The sequence below is a fragment of the Pseudomonas entomophila genome, from assembly GCF_018417595.1.
Taxonomy (GTDB): Bacteria; Pseudomonadota; Gammaproteobacteria; order Pseudomonadales; family Pseudomonadaceae; genus Aquipseudomonas; species Aquipseudomonas entomophila_C.
This window is the reverse complement of record NZ_CP070982.1, coordinates 924,023-940,335: the sequence shown is the minus strand read 5'-3', so window position 1 is coordinate 940,335 and position 16,313 is coordinate 924,023. Positions and strand designations below refer to the sequence as shown.

17 protein-coding genes are annotated in these 16,313 nt (G+C 65.3%); 7 read left to right on the top strand and 10 right to left on the bottom strand.

Going from position 1 to position 16,313, the window contains the following annotated elements:
* Position 1: 1 nt before the first annotated feature.
* The 3 genes from JYG34_RS04135 to JYG34_RS04125 form a co-directional block, all read right to left on the bottom strand.
* Positions 2–472: a hypothetical protein gene (locus JYG34_RS04135; protein WP_213659590.1), complete on the bottom strand. Its 471-nt coding sequence runs from the start codon at positions 470–472 to the stop codon at positions 2–4.
* A gap of 105 nt (positions 473–577) precedes the next feature.
* Positions 578–1,051: a WbuC family cupin fold metalloprotein gene (locus JYG34_RS04130; protein ID WP_213659589.1), complete on the bottom strand. Its 474-nt coding sequence runs from the start codon at positions 1,049–1,051 to the stop codon at positions 578–580.
* A gap of 2 nt (positions 1,052–1,053) precedes the next feature.
* A complete protein-coding gene (locus JYG34_RS04125) occupies positions 1,054–1,611 on the bottom strand; it encodes a hypoxanthine-guanine phosphoribosyltransferase (RefSeq protein WP_213659588.1) in 558 nt (185 codons plus the stop codon).
* A 165-nt stretch (positions 1,612–1,776) separates the two neighbouring features.
* Here JYG34_RS04125 and upp point away from each other — a divergent pair, with 165 nt between their 5' ends.
* Both upp and JYG34_RS04115 read left to right on the top strand, forming a co-directional pair.
* The gene (gene upp, locus JYG34_RS04120) at positions 1,777–2,415 is read left to right on the top strand and encodes a uracil phosphoribosyltransferase (protein WP_011532223.1); all 639 of its coding nucleotides are present in this window, start codon (positions 1,777–1,779) and stop codon (positions 2,413–2,415) included.
* Between the two features lie 2 nt (positions 2,416–2,417).
* Entirely contained in the window at positions 2,418–3,692 is a 1,275-nt protein-coding gene (locus JYG34_RS04115; RefSeq protein WP_213659587.1) for a uracil-xanthine permease family protein, read from the top strand.
* 59 nt (positions 3,693–3,751) lie between these two features.
* Here JYG34_RS04115 and hemH read toward each other — a convergent pair whose 3' ends face one another.
* Together hemH and JYG34_RS04105 are read right to left on the bottom strand one after the other, a co-directional pair.
* Positions 3,752–4,765: a ferrochelatase gene (hemH, locus tag JYG34_RS04110; RefSeq protein WP_213659586.1), complete on the bottom strand. Its 1,014-nt coding sequence runs from the start codon at positions 4,763–4,765 to the stop codon at positions 3,752–3,754.
* A gap of 13 nt (positions 4,766–4,778) precedes the next feature.
* Positions 4,779–5,684, bottom strand: coding sequence for a TIGR01777 family oxidoreductase (locus JYG34_RS04105; RefSeq protein ID WP_213659585.1), 906 nt, complete (start codon positions 5,682–5,684; stop codon positions 4,779–4,781).
* Between the two features lie 187 nt (positions 5,685–5,871).
* On the opposite strand from JYG34_RS04105, the gene JYG34_RS04100 reads away from it, so the two are divergent.
* The 5 genes from JYG34_RS04100 to JYG34_RS04080 all read left to right on the top strand — a co-directional run bounded on the left by JYG34_RS04100 (position 5,872) and on the right by JYG34_RS04080 (position 10,957).
* Positions 5,872–6,858: an NAD(P)/FAD-dependent oxidoreductase gene (locus tag JYG34_RS04100; protein WP_213659584.1), complete on the top strand. Its 987-nt coding sequence runs from the start codon at positions 5,872–5,874 to the stop codon at positions 6,856–6,858.
* A 108-nt stretch (positions 6,859–6,966) separates the two neighbouring features.
* A complete protein-coding gene (locus JYG34_RS04095) occupies positions 6,967–7,935 on the top strand; it encodes a YbgA family protein (protein ID WP_213659583.1) in 969 nt (322 codons plus the stop codon).
* On the top strand, positions 7,925–8,794 hold the full coding sequence (locus JYG34_RS04090; protein WP_213659582.1) for a MerR family transcriptional regulator: 870 nt from the start codon (positions 7,925–7,927) through the stop codon (positions 8,792–8,794). Before JYG34_RS04095 ends, JYG34_RS04090 begins: the two co-directional genes overlap by 11 nt.
* A 25-nt stretch (positions 8,795–8,819) precedes the next feature.
* The gene (gene phrB, locus JYG34_RS04085) at positions 8,820–10,274 is read left to right on the top strand and encodes a deoxyribodipyrimidine photo-lyase (RefSeq protein ID WP_213659581.1); all 1,455 of its coding nucleotides are present in this window, start codon (positions 8,820–8,822) and stop codon (positions 10,272–10,274) included.
* Positions 10,271–10,957, top strand: coding sequence for an SDR family oxidoreductase (locus JYG34_RS04080; protein ID WP_213659580.1), 687 nt, complete (start codon positions 10,271–10,273; stop codon positions 10,955–10,957). The genes phrB and JYG34_RS04080 overlap by 4 nt, the downstream gene beginning before the upstream one ends.
* 128 nt (positions 10,958–11,085) lie before the next feature.
* Here JYG34_RS04080 and murI read toward each other — a convergent pair whose 3' ends face one another.
* Genes murI through hemA form a run of 5 tightly spaced genes read right to left on the bottom strand, consistent with a single transcriptional unit; the run spans position 11,086 to position 15,812 of the window.
* Entirely contained in the window at positions 11,086–11,883 is a 798-nt protein-coding gene (gene murI / locus JYG34_RS04075; protein WP_213659579.1) for a glutamate racemase, read from the bottom strand.
* Positions 11,876–12,631: a molybdopterin-synthase adenylyltransferase MoeB gene (locus tag JYG34_RS04070; RefSeq protein ID WP_213659578.1), complete on the bottom strand. Its 756-nt coding sequence runs from the start codon at positions 12,629–12,631 to the stop codon at positions 11,876–11,878. Before JYG34_RS04070 ends, murI begins: the two co-directional genes overlap by 8 nt.
* A complete protein-coding gene (gene prmC, locus JYG34_RS04065; RefSeq protein WP_213659577.1) occupies positions 12,625–13,455 on the bottom strand; it encodes a peptide chain release factor N(5)-glutamine methyltransferase in 831 nt (276 codons plus the stop codon). Before prmC ends, JYG34_RS04070 begins: the two co-directional genes overlap by 7 nt.
* Positions 13,456–14,538: a peptide chain release factor 1 gene (gene prfA / locus JYG34_RS04060; RefSeq protein ID WP_011532211.1), complete on the bottom strand. Its 1,083-nt coding sequence runs from the start codon at positions 14,536–14,538 to the stop codon at positions 13,456–13,458.
* Positions 14,535–15,812, bottom strand: coding sequence for a glutamyl-tRNA reductase (gene hemA, locus JYG34_RS04055; protein ID WP_213659576.1), 1,278 nt, complete (start codon positions 15,810–15,812; stop codon positions 14,535–14,537). Before hemA ends, prfA begins: the two co-directional genes overlap by 4 nt.
* Positions 15,813–16,313 lie beyond the last annotated feature (501 nt).

Here is a 16,313-nt window from a genome sequence, read left to right as displayed (position 1 = left end):
CTCAACGCGTACGTACGGTACCGGTGTGCAAGTCGGCCCAGATGTGGCCGTTGGCGTAGGTGAGGAACTGCACATACAGGGTTTCGTTGCGCAGCAGGTCCATGATCACCCGGTAGTCCGCCATCGGGTAGTTGAGGGTCAGAGTGCGGCTGTTGTCGTCATAAACCGGCTTCTTCAGGCTCTTGCCACCTTCTGCGTCGAAATTGATCAGCACCTGGCCGATGGTCGAGCCTTTGCTCAAGGGTTTGCCCTTGAGGCGCATCTGCAGGGAGGACGTGATCGGGATGGGTTGCTGATCGGACTGGCGCTGGGTACCTACCACCACGCTGTAGTCGGTGACCTGCAGCAACTGCTGACTGGACGGTGCTTCCTGGCGCAGGGAAAGGTCGTCGGGGGGGAGGAACTGGCTGTGCAGCGGGGCGGCCGCGAGCGGGAGGCTCACCGCCAGCAGGAGGGGGACGATTGCACGCATGTGAGGCTCCTTGGTATGAGCAGGCACTCTACGCACGGCCCCTGCCGCGGGGCAAGCCCGCTCCCACGATGAGGAAGCAGGCTTGCCCCGCGATGGGTCGCAAGCTCAATCGAACTGCGCGCGCATCCAGGCGTGGTATTCGGCAACGCCCGCTTCGCCTTCACGCGGCGCCCAGTGGGCATGCTCGCCCTCGCCCAGCGGCCGATACGGGCCAGCCTTGCATTCGAACATGACGCTGTCCGCTTCCAGTACCACCAGGCCATGATAAGTGCCAGGTGCCAGGTCGACCCCCAGGCAATCTCCGCCAGCCTGCAGGACGCGCTTGTCGGTCACCGCCCCTTGCTCGTCGAAGATCAGCAGCCCCAACCGCCCCTTGAGCACGATAAGTGCCTCGGCCTTGTCATCGCCCAAGTGACGGTGCGGCGGAATATAGGTGTTGGGCTGCAGCCCGACAGCCATGCGGTGGCATGGCTCTTCCATTTCATGGAAGTTATGGTGCTGACGCCCACGCGGGCTGTCGGTGGCCTTGAGCGCCAACGCGGTGAACAACGACTGATCGAGGAACCGCGGCTGGCGCATGATCACAACCCCTTGACCGCGAAAAGGCCATTAGCGTTACGCCAATAACCCTTGTAGTCCATGCCGTAACCGAAGACGTAGCGGTCAACGCACGACAAGCCGGTGTAGGTGGCCTTGAGGTCGGGGCTGGCCTTGCGATCGTGGTCCTTGTCGATCAGCACGGCAGTGTGCACCGCGCGGGCGCCGGCGTGCTTGCAGAACTCGATGATGGCGCTGAGGGTGTGGCCTTCGTCGAGGATGTCGTCGACGATCAGCACGTCGCGGTCGATGAACGACACTTCCGGCTTGGCCTTCCAGAACAGCTCGCCACCACTGGTGGTGTTGCGGTAGCGGGTGGCGTGCAGGTAGGAGGCTTCCAGCGGGAACTGCAGGTGGGTGAGCAGCTTGCCGGAGAAGATCAGGCCGCCGTTCATCACGCAGAAGACCACCGGGTTCTTGTCGTGCAGGTCCTTGCAGATCTGTTTGCCGACCTCGGCGATGGCGGCCTCGACCTCGGCTTCGTTGTACAGGCAATCAGCCTCGCGCATCACTTGACGGATATGCTCGAGATCGGCGGACATGGCGCTCTCCAGGGGGTGCGTTTTGGAAAAGCGGGCAAAGGTACGCATCCGCTCGTCCCAGATCAAGCCTTTATGGACTAACGTGCACAATGACTGCACGACATCAGGGACTGAATAGATTAACCTAGCGCGGTTTTTTTGCCCGCCTCCCGGAGCCCTCCCCCCATGCCTACTCGTGAGATCCGCCATCCGCTGATCCGCCATAAGCTCGGCCTGATGCGCCGTGCCGATATCAGCACCAAGAATTTTCGCGAACTCGCCCAGGAAGTCGGCGCCCTCCTGACCTACGAAGCCACCCAGGACCTGCCCCTCGAAACCTACGAGATCGACGGCTGGTGCGGCAAGGTACAGGTCGAGAAAATCGCCGGCAAGAAGATCACCGTGGTACCGATCCTGCGTGCCGGCATCGGCATGCTCGACGGCGTGCTCAGCCTGATCCCAGGCGCCAAGGTCAGCGCCGTGGGCGTTGCCCGCAACGAAGAAACCCTGGAAGCCCACACCTACCTGGAAAAGCTCGCGCCGGACATCAACCAGCGCCTGGCCCTGATCATCGACCCGATGCTGGCCACCGGCGGCTCGATGGTCGCCACCATCGACCTGCTGAAAAAGGCCGGCTGCAAGGAAATCCGCGCCATGGTGCTGGTAGCCGCCCCCGAAGGCATCGAAGTGGTGGAAAAAGCCCACCCGGACGTGCAGATCTACACCGCGTCGATCGACCAGCGCCTGAATGAGCACGGCTACATCGTCCCCGGCCTGGGCGATGCCGGCGACAAGATCTTCGGCACCAAGCAGAAGGACGCCTGATCATGCAGGACGGCTTCAACGACCCGCTTTGGCGCCAGGTCGTCTCGGGCGCGCAGATGCTCTTCGTGGCATTTGGCGCGCTGGTGCTGATGCCGCTGATCACCGGCCTCGACCCCAACGTGGCGCTGTTCACCGCCGGCCTCGGCACCTTGCTGTTCCAGCTGGTGACCGGCCGCCAGGTCCCGGTGTTCCTCGCTTCGAGCTTCGCCTTCATCACCCCGATCATCCTCGCCAAGGGCCAGTTCGGCCTGGCCGCGACCATGGGCGGGGTGATGGCCGCCGGCTTCGTCTACACCTTCATGGGCCTGATGGTGAAGATCAAGGGCACCGGTTTCATCGACCGCATGCTGCCGCCTGTCGTGATCGGCCCGGTGATCATCTCGATCGGCCTGGCCATGGCGCCGATCGCCGCCAACATGGCCATGGGCAAGGCGGGAGACGGCAGCGTGCTGATGCCGTACAAGACCGCGATGATGATCTCGATGCCGGCGCTGCTGACCACGCTGGTTGTGGCGGTATTCGGCAAGGGCATCTTCCGCCTGGTGCCGATCATTTCGGGCGTGCTGGTGGGCTTTGCCCTGTCGTTCGCCTTTGGCGTGGTCGACACCGCCAGGATCGCCGCCGCACCGTGGCTGGAACTGCCCAAGTTCACCGCACCGGAGTTCAACTGGCAGGCGATCCTGTTCATCGTTCCGGTGGCCCTGGCTCCGGCGATCGAACATATCGGCGGCGTGATCGCGGTCGGCAGCGTGACCGGCCGCGACTACCTGAAGAAACCCGGCCTGCACCGCACCCTGCTGGGTGATGGCCTGGCCACCACCGCGGCCGGCCTGTTCGGTGGCCCGCCCAACACCACCTACGCCGAAGTGACCGGCGCGGTGATGCTGACCAAGAACTACAACCCGAAGATCATGACCTGGGCGGCGGTGTTCGCCATCACCCTGGCCTTCATCGGCAAGTTCGGCGCGCTGCTGCAGAGCATTCCGGTACCGGTGATGGGCGGCATTCTCTGCCTGCTGTTCGGCTCGATCGCGGCGGTGGGCATGAACACCATGATCCGCCACAAGATCGACCTGGCCGAAGCGCGCAACCTGGTGATCGTCTCGGTGACCCTGGTGTTCGGTATCGGCGGCGTGCTGATCGGCAGTGGCGACGGCCCGGACGACTGGGGCCTGAAGGGTATCGCCCTGTGCGCCATCGTCGCCATTGCCCTGAACCTGATCCTGCCGGGCAACGATGGCTGGAAGAACAAGAAGCTGGATGATCAGCTGCCTTGAGCCTTCATTGAAATCCTGGGGCCGCCTTGCGGCCCCTCGATTCAAGCCAGGCGCGTTTCTCAGGCCCTCTCGCACATCCCCGCCAACACCCTCACCCACTCCGGGTGATCATTCAGGCACGGCACCAGCACCAGCTCTTTCCCGCCCGCCTCGATGAACTGCTCCTTGCCCCGATCGCCGATCTCCTCCAGCGTCTCGATGCAATCGGCGACGAACGCCGGGCACATCACCAGCAACTTCTTCACCCCTGCCTTGCCCAGTTCGTCCAGGCGCGTCTCGGTGTAGGGCTCAATCCATTTGGCGCGCCCCAGCCGCGACTGGAACGACACCGACCACTTGCCGTCGGGGATGCCCATCTTCTGCGCGAACGCCTTGGCCGTGGCCAGGCACTGGCCGCGATAGCACACCGCACGCATCTCGGCGCTGGCATCCTTGCAGCAATCGGCGGCCTGGAAGTCGTGGTTGCCGGTAGGGTCGAGCTTCTTGAGATGGCGCTCAGGCAAGCCGTGGAAACTGAGCAGCAAGTGATCGTAGTCTTGCGCCAGGTACGGCCGGGCGCTGGCGGCCAACGCCTCGATGTAATCGGGGTGGTCGTAGAACGGTTGCAGGATGCGCGTCTGCAGCGGCAGTTTGCGCTCGGCGATGGTCTGCTTCGCCAGTTCCACCACCGTGGTCACCGTGCTGTCGGCGAACTGTGGATACAGTGGCGCCAGCGTCACCTTGCGTACGCCCTGGGCCGCCAGGCGCTCGAGCACGTCCGGCAGGGCCGGCTCACCGTAGCGCATGGCGATTTCCACCGGCCCATGGGGCCAGTGCTCGACCATCGCCGCTTGCAGACGGCGGGTCAGCACCACCAGTGGCGAGCCTTCGTCCCACCAGATCGAGGCGTAGGCATGGGCCGACTGTTCCGGGCGCTTGATCAGGATCAGCGACACCAGCAACCGCCGCACCGGCCAGGGCAGGTCGATCACGTACGGGTCCATGAGGAACTGGTTGAGGTAACGGCGCACATCAGCCACCGAGGTGGAGGCCGGCGAACCCAGGTTGACCAGCAGCAGGGCGTGATCGGTCATGCAGCGTCCTATGTCAGAGGCGCCTGGACAGGTCGTCCAGGGCCGATTGCAGATCGTTGAAGCGGAACGTGAAGCCTGCCGCCAGCAGGCGCACGGGGCGCGCGCGCTGGCCACCGAGCAGCAGCGTCGACAGTTCGCCCAGCCCGGCCTTGAGCAGCAACGCCGGCATCGGCATGAACGCCGGGCGGTGCAGGGCACGGCCCAGGCGCCTGGCGAACTCGCGATTGCGCACAGGCTCTGGCGCGCAGGCATTATAAGGACCGCTCGCCTCGTTGTGCCGCAAGAGAAAATCAATCAGGGCGATCTGGTCTTCTATATGGACCCAGGGCATCCATTGCCGGCCATCGCCCAACGGCCCGCCCAGCCCCAGTTTGAACGGCAGGCGCAGGCGCGACAAAAAGCCGCCGTCACTGGCCAGCACCAGCCCGGTGCGCACCAGCACCACGCGAATCCCGAGCGCCTGCGCGCGGGAAGCGGTCTCTTCCCAGGCAATGCACAGCTGGCTGGCGAAGTCTTCCTTCACAGGTGGCGAGGCCTCGGTCAGCTCACGCTCGCCGCCATCGCCGTACCAGCCCACTGCGGAGCCCGAGATCAGCACGCCAGGGCGCTGCTCGCGGCTTTCCAGCCAGGCCAGCAACTGTTCGGTGAGGGTCACGCGGCTGGCCCACAGCAAGGTTCTACGTGCCGCCGTCCAGGGGCGATCGGCGATCGGGGCACCTGCCAGGTTGATCACCGCATCCACCGGATCGTCCTGGGCGATATCGTCCAGGCGGGCGACACCTCGTACACCCGTGCCACAGCGTTTCGGTACCTGTTCGGGGTTTCGGCTCCACACGGTCAGGCGATGGCCCTGGCCGCGCCAGAGCTGGCACAGGTGCTGGCCGATCAGGCCAGTACCGCCGGTCAGCAATATATGCATGGCTGTGTCCTCACAGTTGGCGGCCGTGGTCTATTTTTAAGATCAAGGCACTTTTTTGACCATACGCTCTCGGATAAACATAGGCGAACCTGTCCTATCGAGCGGAATAACCTTATACAAACATTGTGCATTGTACAGGTTTGCCGAGCAGCGTAGGCTGCACACAGCACGGTTCGAAGAGGCCATCATGACTGTTCCAATTGCCATCATTGGTGCCGGTATCGCCGGCCTGTCTGCCGCCCAGGCCCTGCAAAAGGCCGGGCAGACCGTCCACCTGTTCGACAAGGGCCATGGCAGCGGCGGGCGCATGGCCAGCAAGCGCAGCGAGGTTGGCGCGCTCGACCTGGGCGCCCAGTACTTCACCGCCCGTGACCGGCGCTTCGTCGAGCAGGTGCAGCAGTGGGTCGCGGCGGGGTGGGCCGCACAATGGAAGCCCCAGCTCTACAACTACCGCGATGGCGAACTCACCCCTTCCCCCGACGAGCAGATCCGCTGGGTCGGCGTGCCGCGCATGAGCGCGATCACCCGAGGCCTGCTCAAGGACGTCACGGTGAACTTCGGTTGCCGCATCGCCGAGGTGTTCCGCGGCAAGCAGTACTGGCATCTGCAGGACACCGAAGGCTGCAGCCATGGCCCGTTCAGCCGCGTGGTGATCGCCGTGCCGGCGCCCCAGGCCACGCCCCTGCTGGCCGCCACGCCCAAACTCGCGGCGGTGGCCGCCGGGGTGCAGATGGAGCCGACCTGGGCCATCGCGCTAGGCTTCGAAACGCCACTTGAAACCCCGATGCAAGGTTGCTTCGTGCAGGACAACCCGCTCGACTGGCTGGCACGCAATCGCAGCAAGCCTGGCCGTGAGGAACAGTTGGATACCTGGGTACTGCACGCCACGTCTAACTGGAGCAAGCAGCATATCGACCTGTCGAAGGAAGAGGTGATCGAGCAACTGCACGGTGAGTTCGCCGAACTGGTCGGCTGCGCGGTACCACCTCCCTCCTTCGCCGTCGCCCACCGCTGGCTGTATGCCCGCCCTGCCGGCAACCACGAATGGGGCGCCCTGGCCGATGCCGACCAAGGCCTCTACGCCTGTGGTGACTGGTGCCTGTCCGGCCGTGTCGAAGGTGCCTGGCTCAGTGGCCAGGAAGCCGCAAGGCGCTTGCTGGAACACCTGGATTAGCGGGAACGGCAAACTTATACAAAAAGTAGTACTTGTATAAGTTTGCAAATGTGCTGGAATAAACCTGTACAAAACGATCTTCCTGTACAGGTTATTCCGGAGTCCGTAATGAACCCTTCCGCTCCCAGCCAAAAACCACGCCTGGCCATCAGCGCCTGCCTGATCGGGCAGAACGTGCGCTACAACGCCGGGCACAAGCGTTCCGAGCTGTGTCGCGACCTGCTCGACGAGCATTTCGAGTGGGTGCCGGTATGCCCGGAAGTCGCCATCGGGCTCGGTGTGCCCCGCGAACCCATTCGCCTGGTGGGCGACCCGGATCATCCCGCCGTCACCGGCAGCCGCGACAACACCACTGATCTTGCCGGGCCGCTGCGTGCATACGGCGAACAGATGGCAGGCGAACTCGATGACATCTGCGGATACGTGTTCATGCAAAAATCGCCTTCATGCGGCCTGGAGCGGGTCAAGGTGTACCAGGACAATGGCCGTCCTCCCCACCTGGGCGGGCGCGGTGCCTTTGCGTCGGCGTTCTGTGCCCGGCGCCCCGACCTGCCCGTCGAAGAAGAAGGGCGCCTGCACGACCCGGTGCTGCGGGAAAACTTCATTACTCGCGTCTACGCCTACGCCGACTGGCAGGCCCTGCTGCGTGAGGGCCTGAGCCGTGGCGCACTGATCCGCTTCCACGCGCGCTACAAGTACCTGCTGATGGCCCACAACCCCCAGGCCTATCGCAGCCTGGGCCGCTTGCTGGGTAGCATGACCCGCGACGATACGCCCGAACAGCTCGGCCCACATTACTTCAGCCAATTGATGCAGGCCCTGCGCCGTTGCGCCAGCCGCGGCACCCACGGCAACGTATTGCAGCACCTGAGCGGCTACCTGCGCGATGACCTCAAGCAAGCGGACAAGCTCGAGTTGCAGCAGGTCATCGGCCAGTACCAGAAGGGCGTGGTGCCGCTGGTGGTGCCCCTGACCCTGCTCAAGCACCACCTGCGCAACCACCCGACCCCTTACCTGATGCAGCAGGCCTACCTGCAGCCCCACCCGGAAACCCTCGGACTACGCAATGCTATCTGAAGACCTGCTGCCCATCGGCGAAGTGGCGCGGCTGACCGGCGTCAACCCGGTCACCCTGCGCGCCTGGGAGCGTCGCTACGGCCTGATCAAACCCCAGCGCACGCCCAAGGGGCATCGGCTTTATCCACAGGACCAGGTGCAACGGGTGCAAGCCGTGCTGCGCTGGCTCGAACGAGGCGCGGCGGTGAGCCAGGTACGCGAGCTGCTGGACAAGGCCGCCGATCCCACGACCACTGTGCAGGGCGAATGGGGCGAGCGCATCGAACAGATGATCGGCGCCATCTCCCGCCTCGCCCAGCGCCAGCTGGACCAGTTACTGAACCAGGCAATGGCGCTGTACCCCGCCGTGACCGTCTGCGAACGCCTGCTCCTGCCCCTGCTGGACGCCCTCGCCCTGCGCTGGCAAGCGCATTTCGACGCGCGCCTGGAGCAGGTGTTCTTTCACACCTGGCTGCGCAGCAAACTGGGCGCGCGGGTCTACCACGACAGCCACTCGCTGGCCGGCCCCTGCGTGCTGCTGGCCCGCACCGACGACACCCCCTTCGACGCCGAATTCTGGCTCTGTGCCTGGCTGCTGAGCAGCAGTGGCCAGCCGTTGGAGATTCTCGAATGGCCGGTCGAACCTCGGCAACTGCGCCAGGCCGTGGAGCTGCTGCAACCCCGCGCCTTGCTGCTGCACCTTGGGTGCCGCCCGGAATTGCCCGCGCTGTCGCGAGCCTTGCGGGAAATCAGTGTGAACACACTGGCAGGCGGCAGCACCATCGGCCTGTTCGAGACGCAATTGCAGGCGCTGGCATTGCCCCACCTGCAACTGTTCGACAGCCCTCAGGCAGCCCTGCGCCTGCTTCAGCAACCCTGATCGACCACCACAGGCCCGAATGACCATGCAACTGATCTGGCTGCGCAGCGACCTGCGCATCGACGACAACACCGCACTCTCGGCCGCCAGCCAGGGCGGCCCGACCGTGGCGCTGTGGATTGCCAGCCCTGGCCAATGGCAATGCCATGACGACGCCGCCTGCAAGGTGGACTTCTGGCTGCGCAATCTGCGCCTGCTGAGCCAGGCCCTGGCAGCCTTGAACATACCCCTGCTGGTGCGCACCACCGACACCTGGCGCGAGGTACCCCAGGTACTGCTCGAAGTCTGCCGCCAGCACCAGGTCGACACCGTGCACTGGAACGAAGAGTACGGCGTCAATGAAACCCTGCGCGACAGCGCGGCTCGCGCCCTGCTGGAGCAGTCCGCAATCGCCACCCACAGGCATCTCGACCAGTTGCTGTTCAAGCCGGGCAGCGTGCTGACCCGTGGCGGCCAGTACTTCCAGGTGTTCAGCCAGTTCAAGCGCGTCTGCCTCGAACACCTGCACCGCAGCCTGCCCGCGCGGGCACAACGACCGGGACGCCAGGCCCCTCTCGACATCGCCAGCGATCCCATCCCGGAACAGATCGATGGCTTCGCCGTCCCCCCACAGTCCCTGCGCGACCATTGGCCGGCCGGCGAAGAAGAAGCCCAGCGGCGGCTTTCGCGCTTTATCGACGAAACCGTCGAAGACTACCCGCAACTGCGCGACCTGCCCGCCAAGGCAGGCACCAGCCAGCTCTCGCCCTACCTGGCGGCCGGCGTCATCTCGCCGCGCCAGTGCCTGCACGCGGCACTGGCCAGCAACCTTGGCGAGTTCGACAGCGGCAACGCCGGCGTGCAGACCTGGGTGAACGAACTGCTGTGGCGAGAGTTCTACAAACACATCCTGGTAGGTTATCCACACGTCTCGCGGCACCGTGCATTCCGTTTGCACACCGAGGCCCTGCCCTGGCGCAATGCGCCTGACGACCTGGAGGCCTGGAAACAGGGGCGTACCGGCTTTCCGATCATCGACGCCGCCATGCGTCAGTTGCTGGAGACCGGCTGGATGCACAACCGCCTGCGCATGATCGTCGCCATGTTCCTCAGCAAGAACCTGCTGATCGACTGGCGCGAGGGCGAGCGCCACTTCATGCGCCACCTGATCGACGGCGACCTGGCCGCCAACAACGGCGGCTGGCAGTGGAGCGCCTCCACCGGAACGGACGCGGTGCCCTATTTCCGGATCTTCAATCCGACCACCCAGTCACAACGCTTCGATCCGAAGGGAACCTTCATTCGCCGATGGCTGCCCGAACTACAGCAAATGGACGATAAAACGATTCATCGACCCGTGAAATCTGCTGATATATTTGCTACTAATAATTGCTCAAACAACTACACAATTCCGATCGTCGATCTCGACCGCAGTCGCCAGCGTGCACTGGAGGCCTTCAAAGGGCTGTCCACCTGGCAGAACCAGAGGGAAACATCTTGAGCATTACCCGCAGTTTCTGGGTGACAGGGGCCAGCCAAGGACTCGGGCTGGCGCTGGTGGAACGATTGATCGAACAGGGGCACCGGGTAGCCGCCAGTGGCAGGGATAGCCAGGAACTCGACGCACTTGCGCAGCGCCATGGCGATCTCCTGCTGCGCGTGCCTGGCCAGATTCAGGACTGGGCTCAGGCTGAAACCGCCAGCCAGCAGCTACAGCGCCAATGGGGTACGCTCGACGGCTTGATCGTCAACGCCGGGGTCAGTGACTACCTCGCCGACGACACGCCGGACACCGAGCTGTTCGAGATGATCGTCAGCAGCAACCTGCGCGCCACCGAGCATGCCCTTGCCGGTGCCCGGCCATTGCTGGCCAAGGGTGACAAACCCCAAGTGATGGCAATCCTCAGCCGTTACTCGGCCCAGCAACTGTTCGACCCCCGACAGCCTCCGGATGGACGCAACAGCCTGCCGCAATGGTTGCGTGACCAACGCGCCCCCTTGAAAGCCCTGGGTATCGACCTGACCGTGGTGGCACCGCAATCCGCGACCCTCGCCCAGGTGGTGCCGGAGGAATGGACAGCACAGAGTGCGGCGTTGGAACTGGTGGCCCGCCTGGAGCAACGCCAACCGGAACTGGTGCTCGAAGCCATGAGCGTGAGCCATCTGTGGCCGCTGCCACGCTAACCTGTGGGCGGCGAGGAGCCCTCTGTAGGAGCGGCTTCAGCCGCGATGCAAGCGACGCGGTGCCTGGTTGATCGCGGCTGAAGCCGCGCCTACAGGGGCCGCACGGGCCAGGGCATCAACGCAAGCTTTCAGAGCGGGAGGCTTTGCACGCGATCGGACTGCTTCCACAGCATAGGCAGGATTTTTATCAGGCTGTCCGGATCGGCGCTGGTCCAGAACGCGGTTTCCCGCGCCGCCCCCTCGGCCAGCAGGCCACGCTCGCCCAGCAAGCGTTGCAACTGCCGCGCCACAGCGGCGCCGGTATCGATGATCGCCACATCCGCCGGGACCATGTCCGCAAGCATCGGGCGCAAGAAGGGGTAGTGGGTGCAGCCGAGGATCAAGGTGTCGCACCCCTGCGCCAACAAAGGCTGCACATAGCCCGCCAGCAGCTGGCGCAGCGCCGGACTGGTGAGATCGCCGGCCTCGATGCACTCGACCAGGCCGGGGCACGGCTGGGTGATCACCCGCACATCACTGGCGAAACGGTCGAGCAAGGCGGCGAACTTGGCGCTCTGCAAGGTACCCGTGGTGGCCAGCACCCCTACCACCCCGGAACGGGTCGCCGCCGCCGCTGGCTTGACCGCCGGCTCCATGCCCACCAACGGCCAGTCCGGATACAGCGCCCGCAGGTCGGCGACGGTGGCCACGGTGGCCGTGTTGCAGGCCAGCACCATGGCCTTGGCGCCCTGCTCGCGCAGGAAGTTGGCGATGTGCCGCAAGCGCTGGCGAATATAGTCCGGCGTCTTCTCGCCATACGGCACATGCCCACTATCGGCCACATACAGCAACGTCTCGTTGGGCAGCAGGCGCTGGATCTCGGCCAACACGGAAAGGCCGCCGACGCCCGAATCCATTACGCCGATCGGCGCCGAACGCTCACTCATGACGGTTGCCACACACGGCGCAGGCCGGGTCGCGCTTGACCCGCAGCTCGCGCATGCGCGTGCCCAGCGCGTCGATCAGCAACAGCCGCCCCACCAACGGCTCGCCGAAGCCCACCAGCAGCTTCAGCGCTTCGAGCGCCTGCAGGCTGCCCACCAGGCCAACCAGCGGGCCAAGCACGCCGGCTTCGCTGCAGGTCAGCTCGGCCTCGCTGCCATGGCCGTACAGGCAGTGGTAGCAAGGGCTGTTGTCGCGACGGGTGTCGAACACCGACAGCTGGCCTTCGAGGCGGATCGCCGCGCCGCTGACCAGGGGCTTGCCGGATGCCACGCAGGCGGCGTTGACCGCCTCGCGGGTGGCGAAGTTGTCGGAGCAGTCCAGCACCACGTCGACGGCAGCCACTGCGGCGGACAACGAATCCTCGTCCAGCGCCTGGCGATGGGCGACCAGCGCAATCTCTGGGTTGATCGCTTGCAAGCGCTTGATCGCCGAGTCGACCTTGCTCATGCCGACGCTGTCGCTGTCATGGATGACCTGGCGCTGCAGGTTGGTCAGGTCGACCGTGTCGAAGTCGGCCAGGTGCAGCTCGCCGACACCGGCCGCGGCCAGGTACAGCGCCACCGGCGAGCCCAGGCCGCCCAGGCCGATCACCAGGGCCTTGCCGAGCTTCAGGCGCAGCTGGCCGTCGATGTCCACCTGCGGCAGCAGGATCTGGCGGCTGTAGCGCAGCAGCTCCTGGTCGCTCAGCATGGCAGGCGCCCCAGGCTGATGCGCTCATGGCCGCCCAGGTCGACGCGGCTGGCCACGTCGACGAAGCCGCCGGTGGTCAGCAGCTCGCGCACTGCGGGCGCCTGGTCGTAACCATGCTCGAGCAGCAACCAGCCGCCCGGCAGCAGGTATTGCGGCGCCTGGGCGACGATCACACGCAGGTCGTCCAGCCCGTCTTCACCGGCCACCAGGGCGCTGCTGGGTTCGAAGCGCACGTCACCGGCCACCAGGTGTGGGTCGGCGGAGCGAATGTAAGGGGGGTTGCTGAGAATCAGGTCGAAGCGCTCGCCTTCGAGGGCGTCGTACCAGTGGCTGGCACGCACCTGGACGTTGCCCAGGCCAAGACGCTGGCGGTTGCGCTCAGCCAGGGCCACGGCTTCTTCGATGCGGTCCACCGCGGTCACCTGCCAGGCCGGGCACTCGCTGGCCAGCGCCAGGGCGATGGCCCCGGTGCCGGTGCCAAGGTCCAGCACACGGGCCGGCTTGGCCGGCACCAACTCCAGCGCGGTTTCCACCAGCAGCTCGGTGTCCGGACGCGGGATCAGCGTATGCGGCGCCACTTCCAGGTCGAGCTTCCAGAAGCCCTGCTGGCCCAGGATGTAGGCCACCGGCTCACCGGCACGACGGCGCTCGAGATAGCCGGCGAACAGCTCGGCCGCCTCGCTGCTGACGATGCGCTCGGGCCAGGTGTGCAGGTAGCTGCGCGACTTGCCCAGGGCGGCGGCCAGGAGCAGCTCGGCGTCCAGCCGCTCGGTCGGCGAATCCGGCAGCTGCGCGTTGCGCAGCAGGCTGGCGATGATGGTCATTCAGTCCCCCAGGGCGGCCAGTTGATCGGCCTGGTATTCGGCCAGCAACGGCTCGATCACGGCGTCCACGCCACCGGCGAGGATATCGTCGAGCGAGTAGAGCGTCAGGTTGATGCGGTGGTCGGTGACCCGGCCCTGTGGATAGTTGTAGGTGCGGATGCGCTCGGAGCGGTCGCCCGACCCCACCAGCAGCTTGCGCTCGCTGGCGATGGCGTTCTGCGCGGCGCTGGTCTGCATGTCGTTGAGCTTGGCCGACAGCCAGGACATGGCCCGGGCGCGGTTCTTGTGCTGCGAACGTTCTTCCTGGCACTCGACCACAATGCCGGTGGGCAAGTGGGTGATGCGGATGGCCGAATCGGTCTTGTTGACGTGCTGGCCACCGGCGCCGGAGGCGCGGTAGGTGTCCACCCGCAGGTCGGCGGGGTTGATCTCGATGGCCACCTGCTCGTCGGGCTCGGGCAGTACCGCCACGGTGCACGCCGAGGTGTGGATACGGCCCTGGGATTCGGTCTCGGGCACGCGCTGCACGCGGTGGGCGCCGGACTCGAATTTCAGCTTGCCGTAGACGCTGTCACCCTCGACCCGGGCGATGATCTCCTTGTAGCCGCCGTGCTCACCCTCGTTTTCAGAGAGGATCTCCAGGCGCCAGCCGCGTTTCTCGGCATAGCGCGAGTACATGCGGAACAGGTCGCCGGAGAAGATCGCCGCCTCGTCGCCGCCGGTGCCGGCGCGGATTTCCAGGAACACGTTGCGCCCGTCGTTGGGGTCCTTGGGCAGCAGCATGCGCTGCAGCTGCGACTCCAGGCCCACCAGCTGCTCCTTGGCTTCGCGCACTTCCTCCACGGCCATCTCGCGCAGGTCGGGGTCGGCGTCCTTGAGCAGCGCCTGGGCGCCCTCGAGGTCGTCCTGGACCTTGCGCCAGCCTACATAGCAGGCGATCACCGGCTCGACTTCGGCGTACTCGCGGGAGTAGGCGCGAAAGCGCGTCTGGTCGGAAATGACTTCGGCATCACCCAGCAGCGCGGTGAGTTCCTCGAAACGGTCCTGGAGCGTGTCCAGTTTGTTCAGCAGCGACGCTTTCATTGCGGGGTTTTGTCCGTCGAGCCCTCGTGAAGGGCGAAGAGTTCCTGGGCCATGGCCAGCGCATCTAGGCGGCCTTCGGCAGAGAGCTTTTTCAGTTGCACGCTGGGGGCGTGCAGGAGTTTGTTGGTCAGGCCCCGGGCCAGCTGCATCAGCACGTCCTCGGGGTTGCCGCCGTTGCCCAGCAGGCGCAGGGCCTTTTGCAGTTCTTCGTCGCGCAGGCGCTCGCTTTGCTGGCGATAGGCCTTGAGCACATCCACCGCCGCCAGCTCGCGCAGGCGCACCATGAAGTCGTCGGCGCCGGCCGAGACCAGCTCTTCGGCGGCCTGGGCCGCGCCCTGGCGGCTCTTGAGGTTTTCCGCCACCACTTCGTGGAGGTCGTCGACGGTATAGAGGTAGACGTCGTCCAGCTCGCCGACCTGCGGCTCGATATCCCGTGGCACGGCGATGTCGACCATGAAGATCGGCTTGTGCCGGCGCTGCTTCAGCGCGCTTTCCACCGCGCCCTTGCCGAGGATCGGCAGCTGGCTGGCGGTGGAACTGATGACGATGTCGCTGTTGGCCAGCTCTTGCGGAATGTCCGCCAGCAGCACCGCATGGGCGCCGAACTGCTCAGCCAGGATGCTCGCGCGCTCCAACGTGCGGTTGGCGACCACGATACGGCGCACGCCCTGCTCGTGCAGGTGGCGGGCGACCAGGGTGATGGTCTCGCCGGCGCCGATCAGCAGCGCCTGGCTGCGGCCCAGGTCGGAGAAGATCTGCTTGGCCAGGCTCACCGCGGCGAACGCCACCGACACCGGGTTCTCGCCGATGGCGGTGTCGGTGCGCACCTGCTTGGCGGCGCTGAAGGTGGCCTGGAACAGGCGCCCCAGCAGCGGGCCGACGGTGCCGGCCTCGCGGGCCACGGCGTAGGCCGACTTCATCTGGCCGAGGATCTGCGGCTCGCCGAGCACCAGCGAGTCGAGGCCCGAGGCCACGCGCATCATGTGCCGGACCGCGTCGTGCTCTTCGTGGATGTAGGCGCTGGCGCGCAGCTCGTCGAGGCTCAGCTGGTGATAGTCGGCCAGCCACTGCAGCACGGCGTCGGCGGCCAGGTGGTCCTGCTCGATGTAGAGCTCGCTGCGGTTGCAGGTCGACAGGATCGCCGCCTCGCGGCTGGCGGTCAGTCGGCACAGCTGCTGCAGGGCGTCCACCAGCTGCTCCGGGGTAAACGCCACGCGCTCGCGTACGTCTACCGAGGCAGTCTTATGGTTGATACCAAGTGCAAGAAAGGCCATGCAAGATCGCTGGTTGGGACGTGAAGCCGATAATTGTCCTACTTCGCAGGTTTTTGAACAACCACCGTTCGCTATTGTCGTGATGGTCAAGCGCTATCACGGGGTCTGGCCGGCTCCTACCGGGGGCAGTCCAAAGTAAGTGCCATTCGAATCTGTCCCCTTTTCCCCCATTCGAGGTCTTTGGGTGCAGGACTTTTGACCGCGTGCTGGCGACTAGGTGCTCGCCGTCCGCCTTGCAGCGCGCTCAAGATCGAGCGCCGCGCGGGCGGCGCTCGATCTGATAGGCGCTGCACCTCTCCCGTCGTACACCTCGAAGCTTCGCAAAGTTCGGCAAACCCAGGTTATTTTCTCTAGGGTTCGTCCTGAAAGCAGCAAGGCTGACTATAAATCGAAAGGTCCGAGGGCTGCGTTGGGTCGATGGCGGACGGTCATGGATGATAGCCCCACCACATTGTGCCCTGAACGGCATTAATGCCTGGAAGCATTCAGCAGGCACGTTCG

Coding starts and splice junctions, on each gene's coding strand:
- hemA (WP_213659576.1), bottom strand. CDS start 15,812: ATGGCCTTTCTTGCACTTGGTATCAACCATAAGACTGCCTCGGTAGAC.
- JYG34_RS04135 (WP_213659590.1), bottom strand. CDS start 472: ATGCGTGCAATCGTCCCCCTCCTGCTGGCGGTGAGCCTCCCGCTCGCG.
- JYG34_RS04095 (WP_213659583.1), top strand. CDS start 6,967: ATGAACCCTTCCGCTCCCAGCCAAAAACCACGCCTGGCCATCAGCGCC.
- JYG34_RS04070 (WP_213659578.1), bottom strand. CDS start 12,631: ATGCTGAGCGACCAGGAGCTGCTGCGCTACAGCCGCCAGATCCTGCTG.
- JYG34_RS04130 (WP_213659589.1), bottom strand. CDS start 1,051: ATGCGCCAGCCGCGGTTCCTCGATCAGTCGTTGTTCACCGCGTTGGCG.
- prfA (WP_011532211.1), bottom strand. CDS start 14,538: ATGAAAGCGTCGCTGCTGAACAAACTGGACACGCTCCAGGACCGTTTC.
- JYG34_RS04090 (WP_213659582.1), top strand. CDS start 7,925: ATGCTATCTGAAGACCTGCTGCCCATCGGCGAAGTGGCGCGGCTGACC.
- JYG34_RS04100 (WP_213659584.1), top strand. CDS start 5,872: ATGACTGTTCCAATTGCCATCATTGGTGCCGGTATCGCCGGCCTGTCT.
- upp (WP_011532223.1), top strand. CDS start 1,777: ATGCCTACTCGTGAGATCCGCCATCCGCTGATCCGCCATAAGCTCGGC.
- phrB (WP_213659581.1), top strand. CDS start 8,820: ATGCAACTGATCTGGCTGCGCAGCGACCTGCGCATCGACGACAACACC.
- JYG34_RS04105 (WP_213659585.1), bottom strand. CDS start 5,684: ATGCATATATTGCTGACCGGCGGTACTGGCCTGATCGGCCAGCACCTG.
- murI (WP_213659579.1), bottom strand. CDS start 11,883: ATGAGTGAGCGTTCGGCGCCGATCGGCGTAATGGATTCGGGCGTCGGC.
- prmC (WP_213659577.1), bottom strand. CDS start 13,455: ATGACCATCATCGCCAGCCTGCTGCGCAACGCGCAGCTGCCGGATTCG.
- JYG34_RS04115 (WP_213659587.1), top strand. CDS start 2,418: ATGCAGGACGGCTTCAACGACCCGCTTTGGCGCCAGGTCGTCTCGGGC.
- hemH (WP_213659586.1), bottom strand. CDS start 4,765: ATGACCGATCACGCCCTGCTGCTGGTCAACCTGGGTTCGCCGGCCTCC.
- JYG34_RS04125 (WP_213659588.1), bottom strand. CDS start 1,611: ATGTCCGCCGATCTCGAGCATATCCGTCAAGTGATGCGCGAGGCTGAT.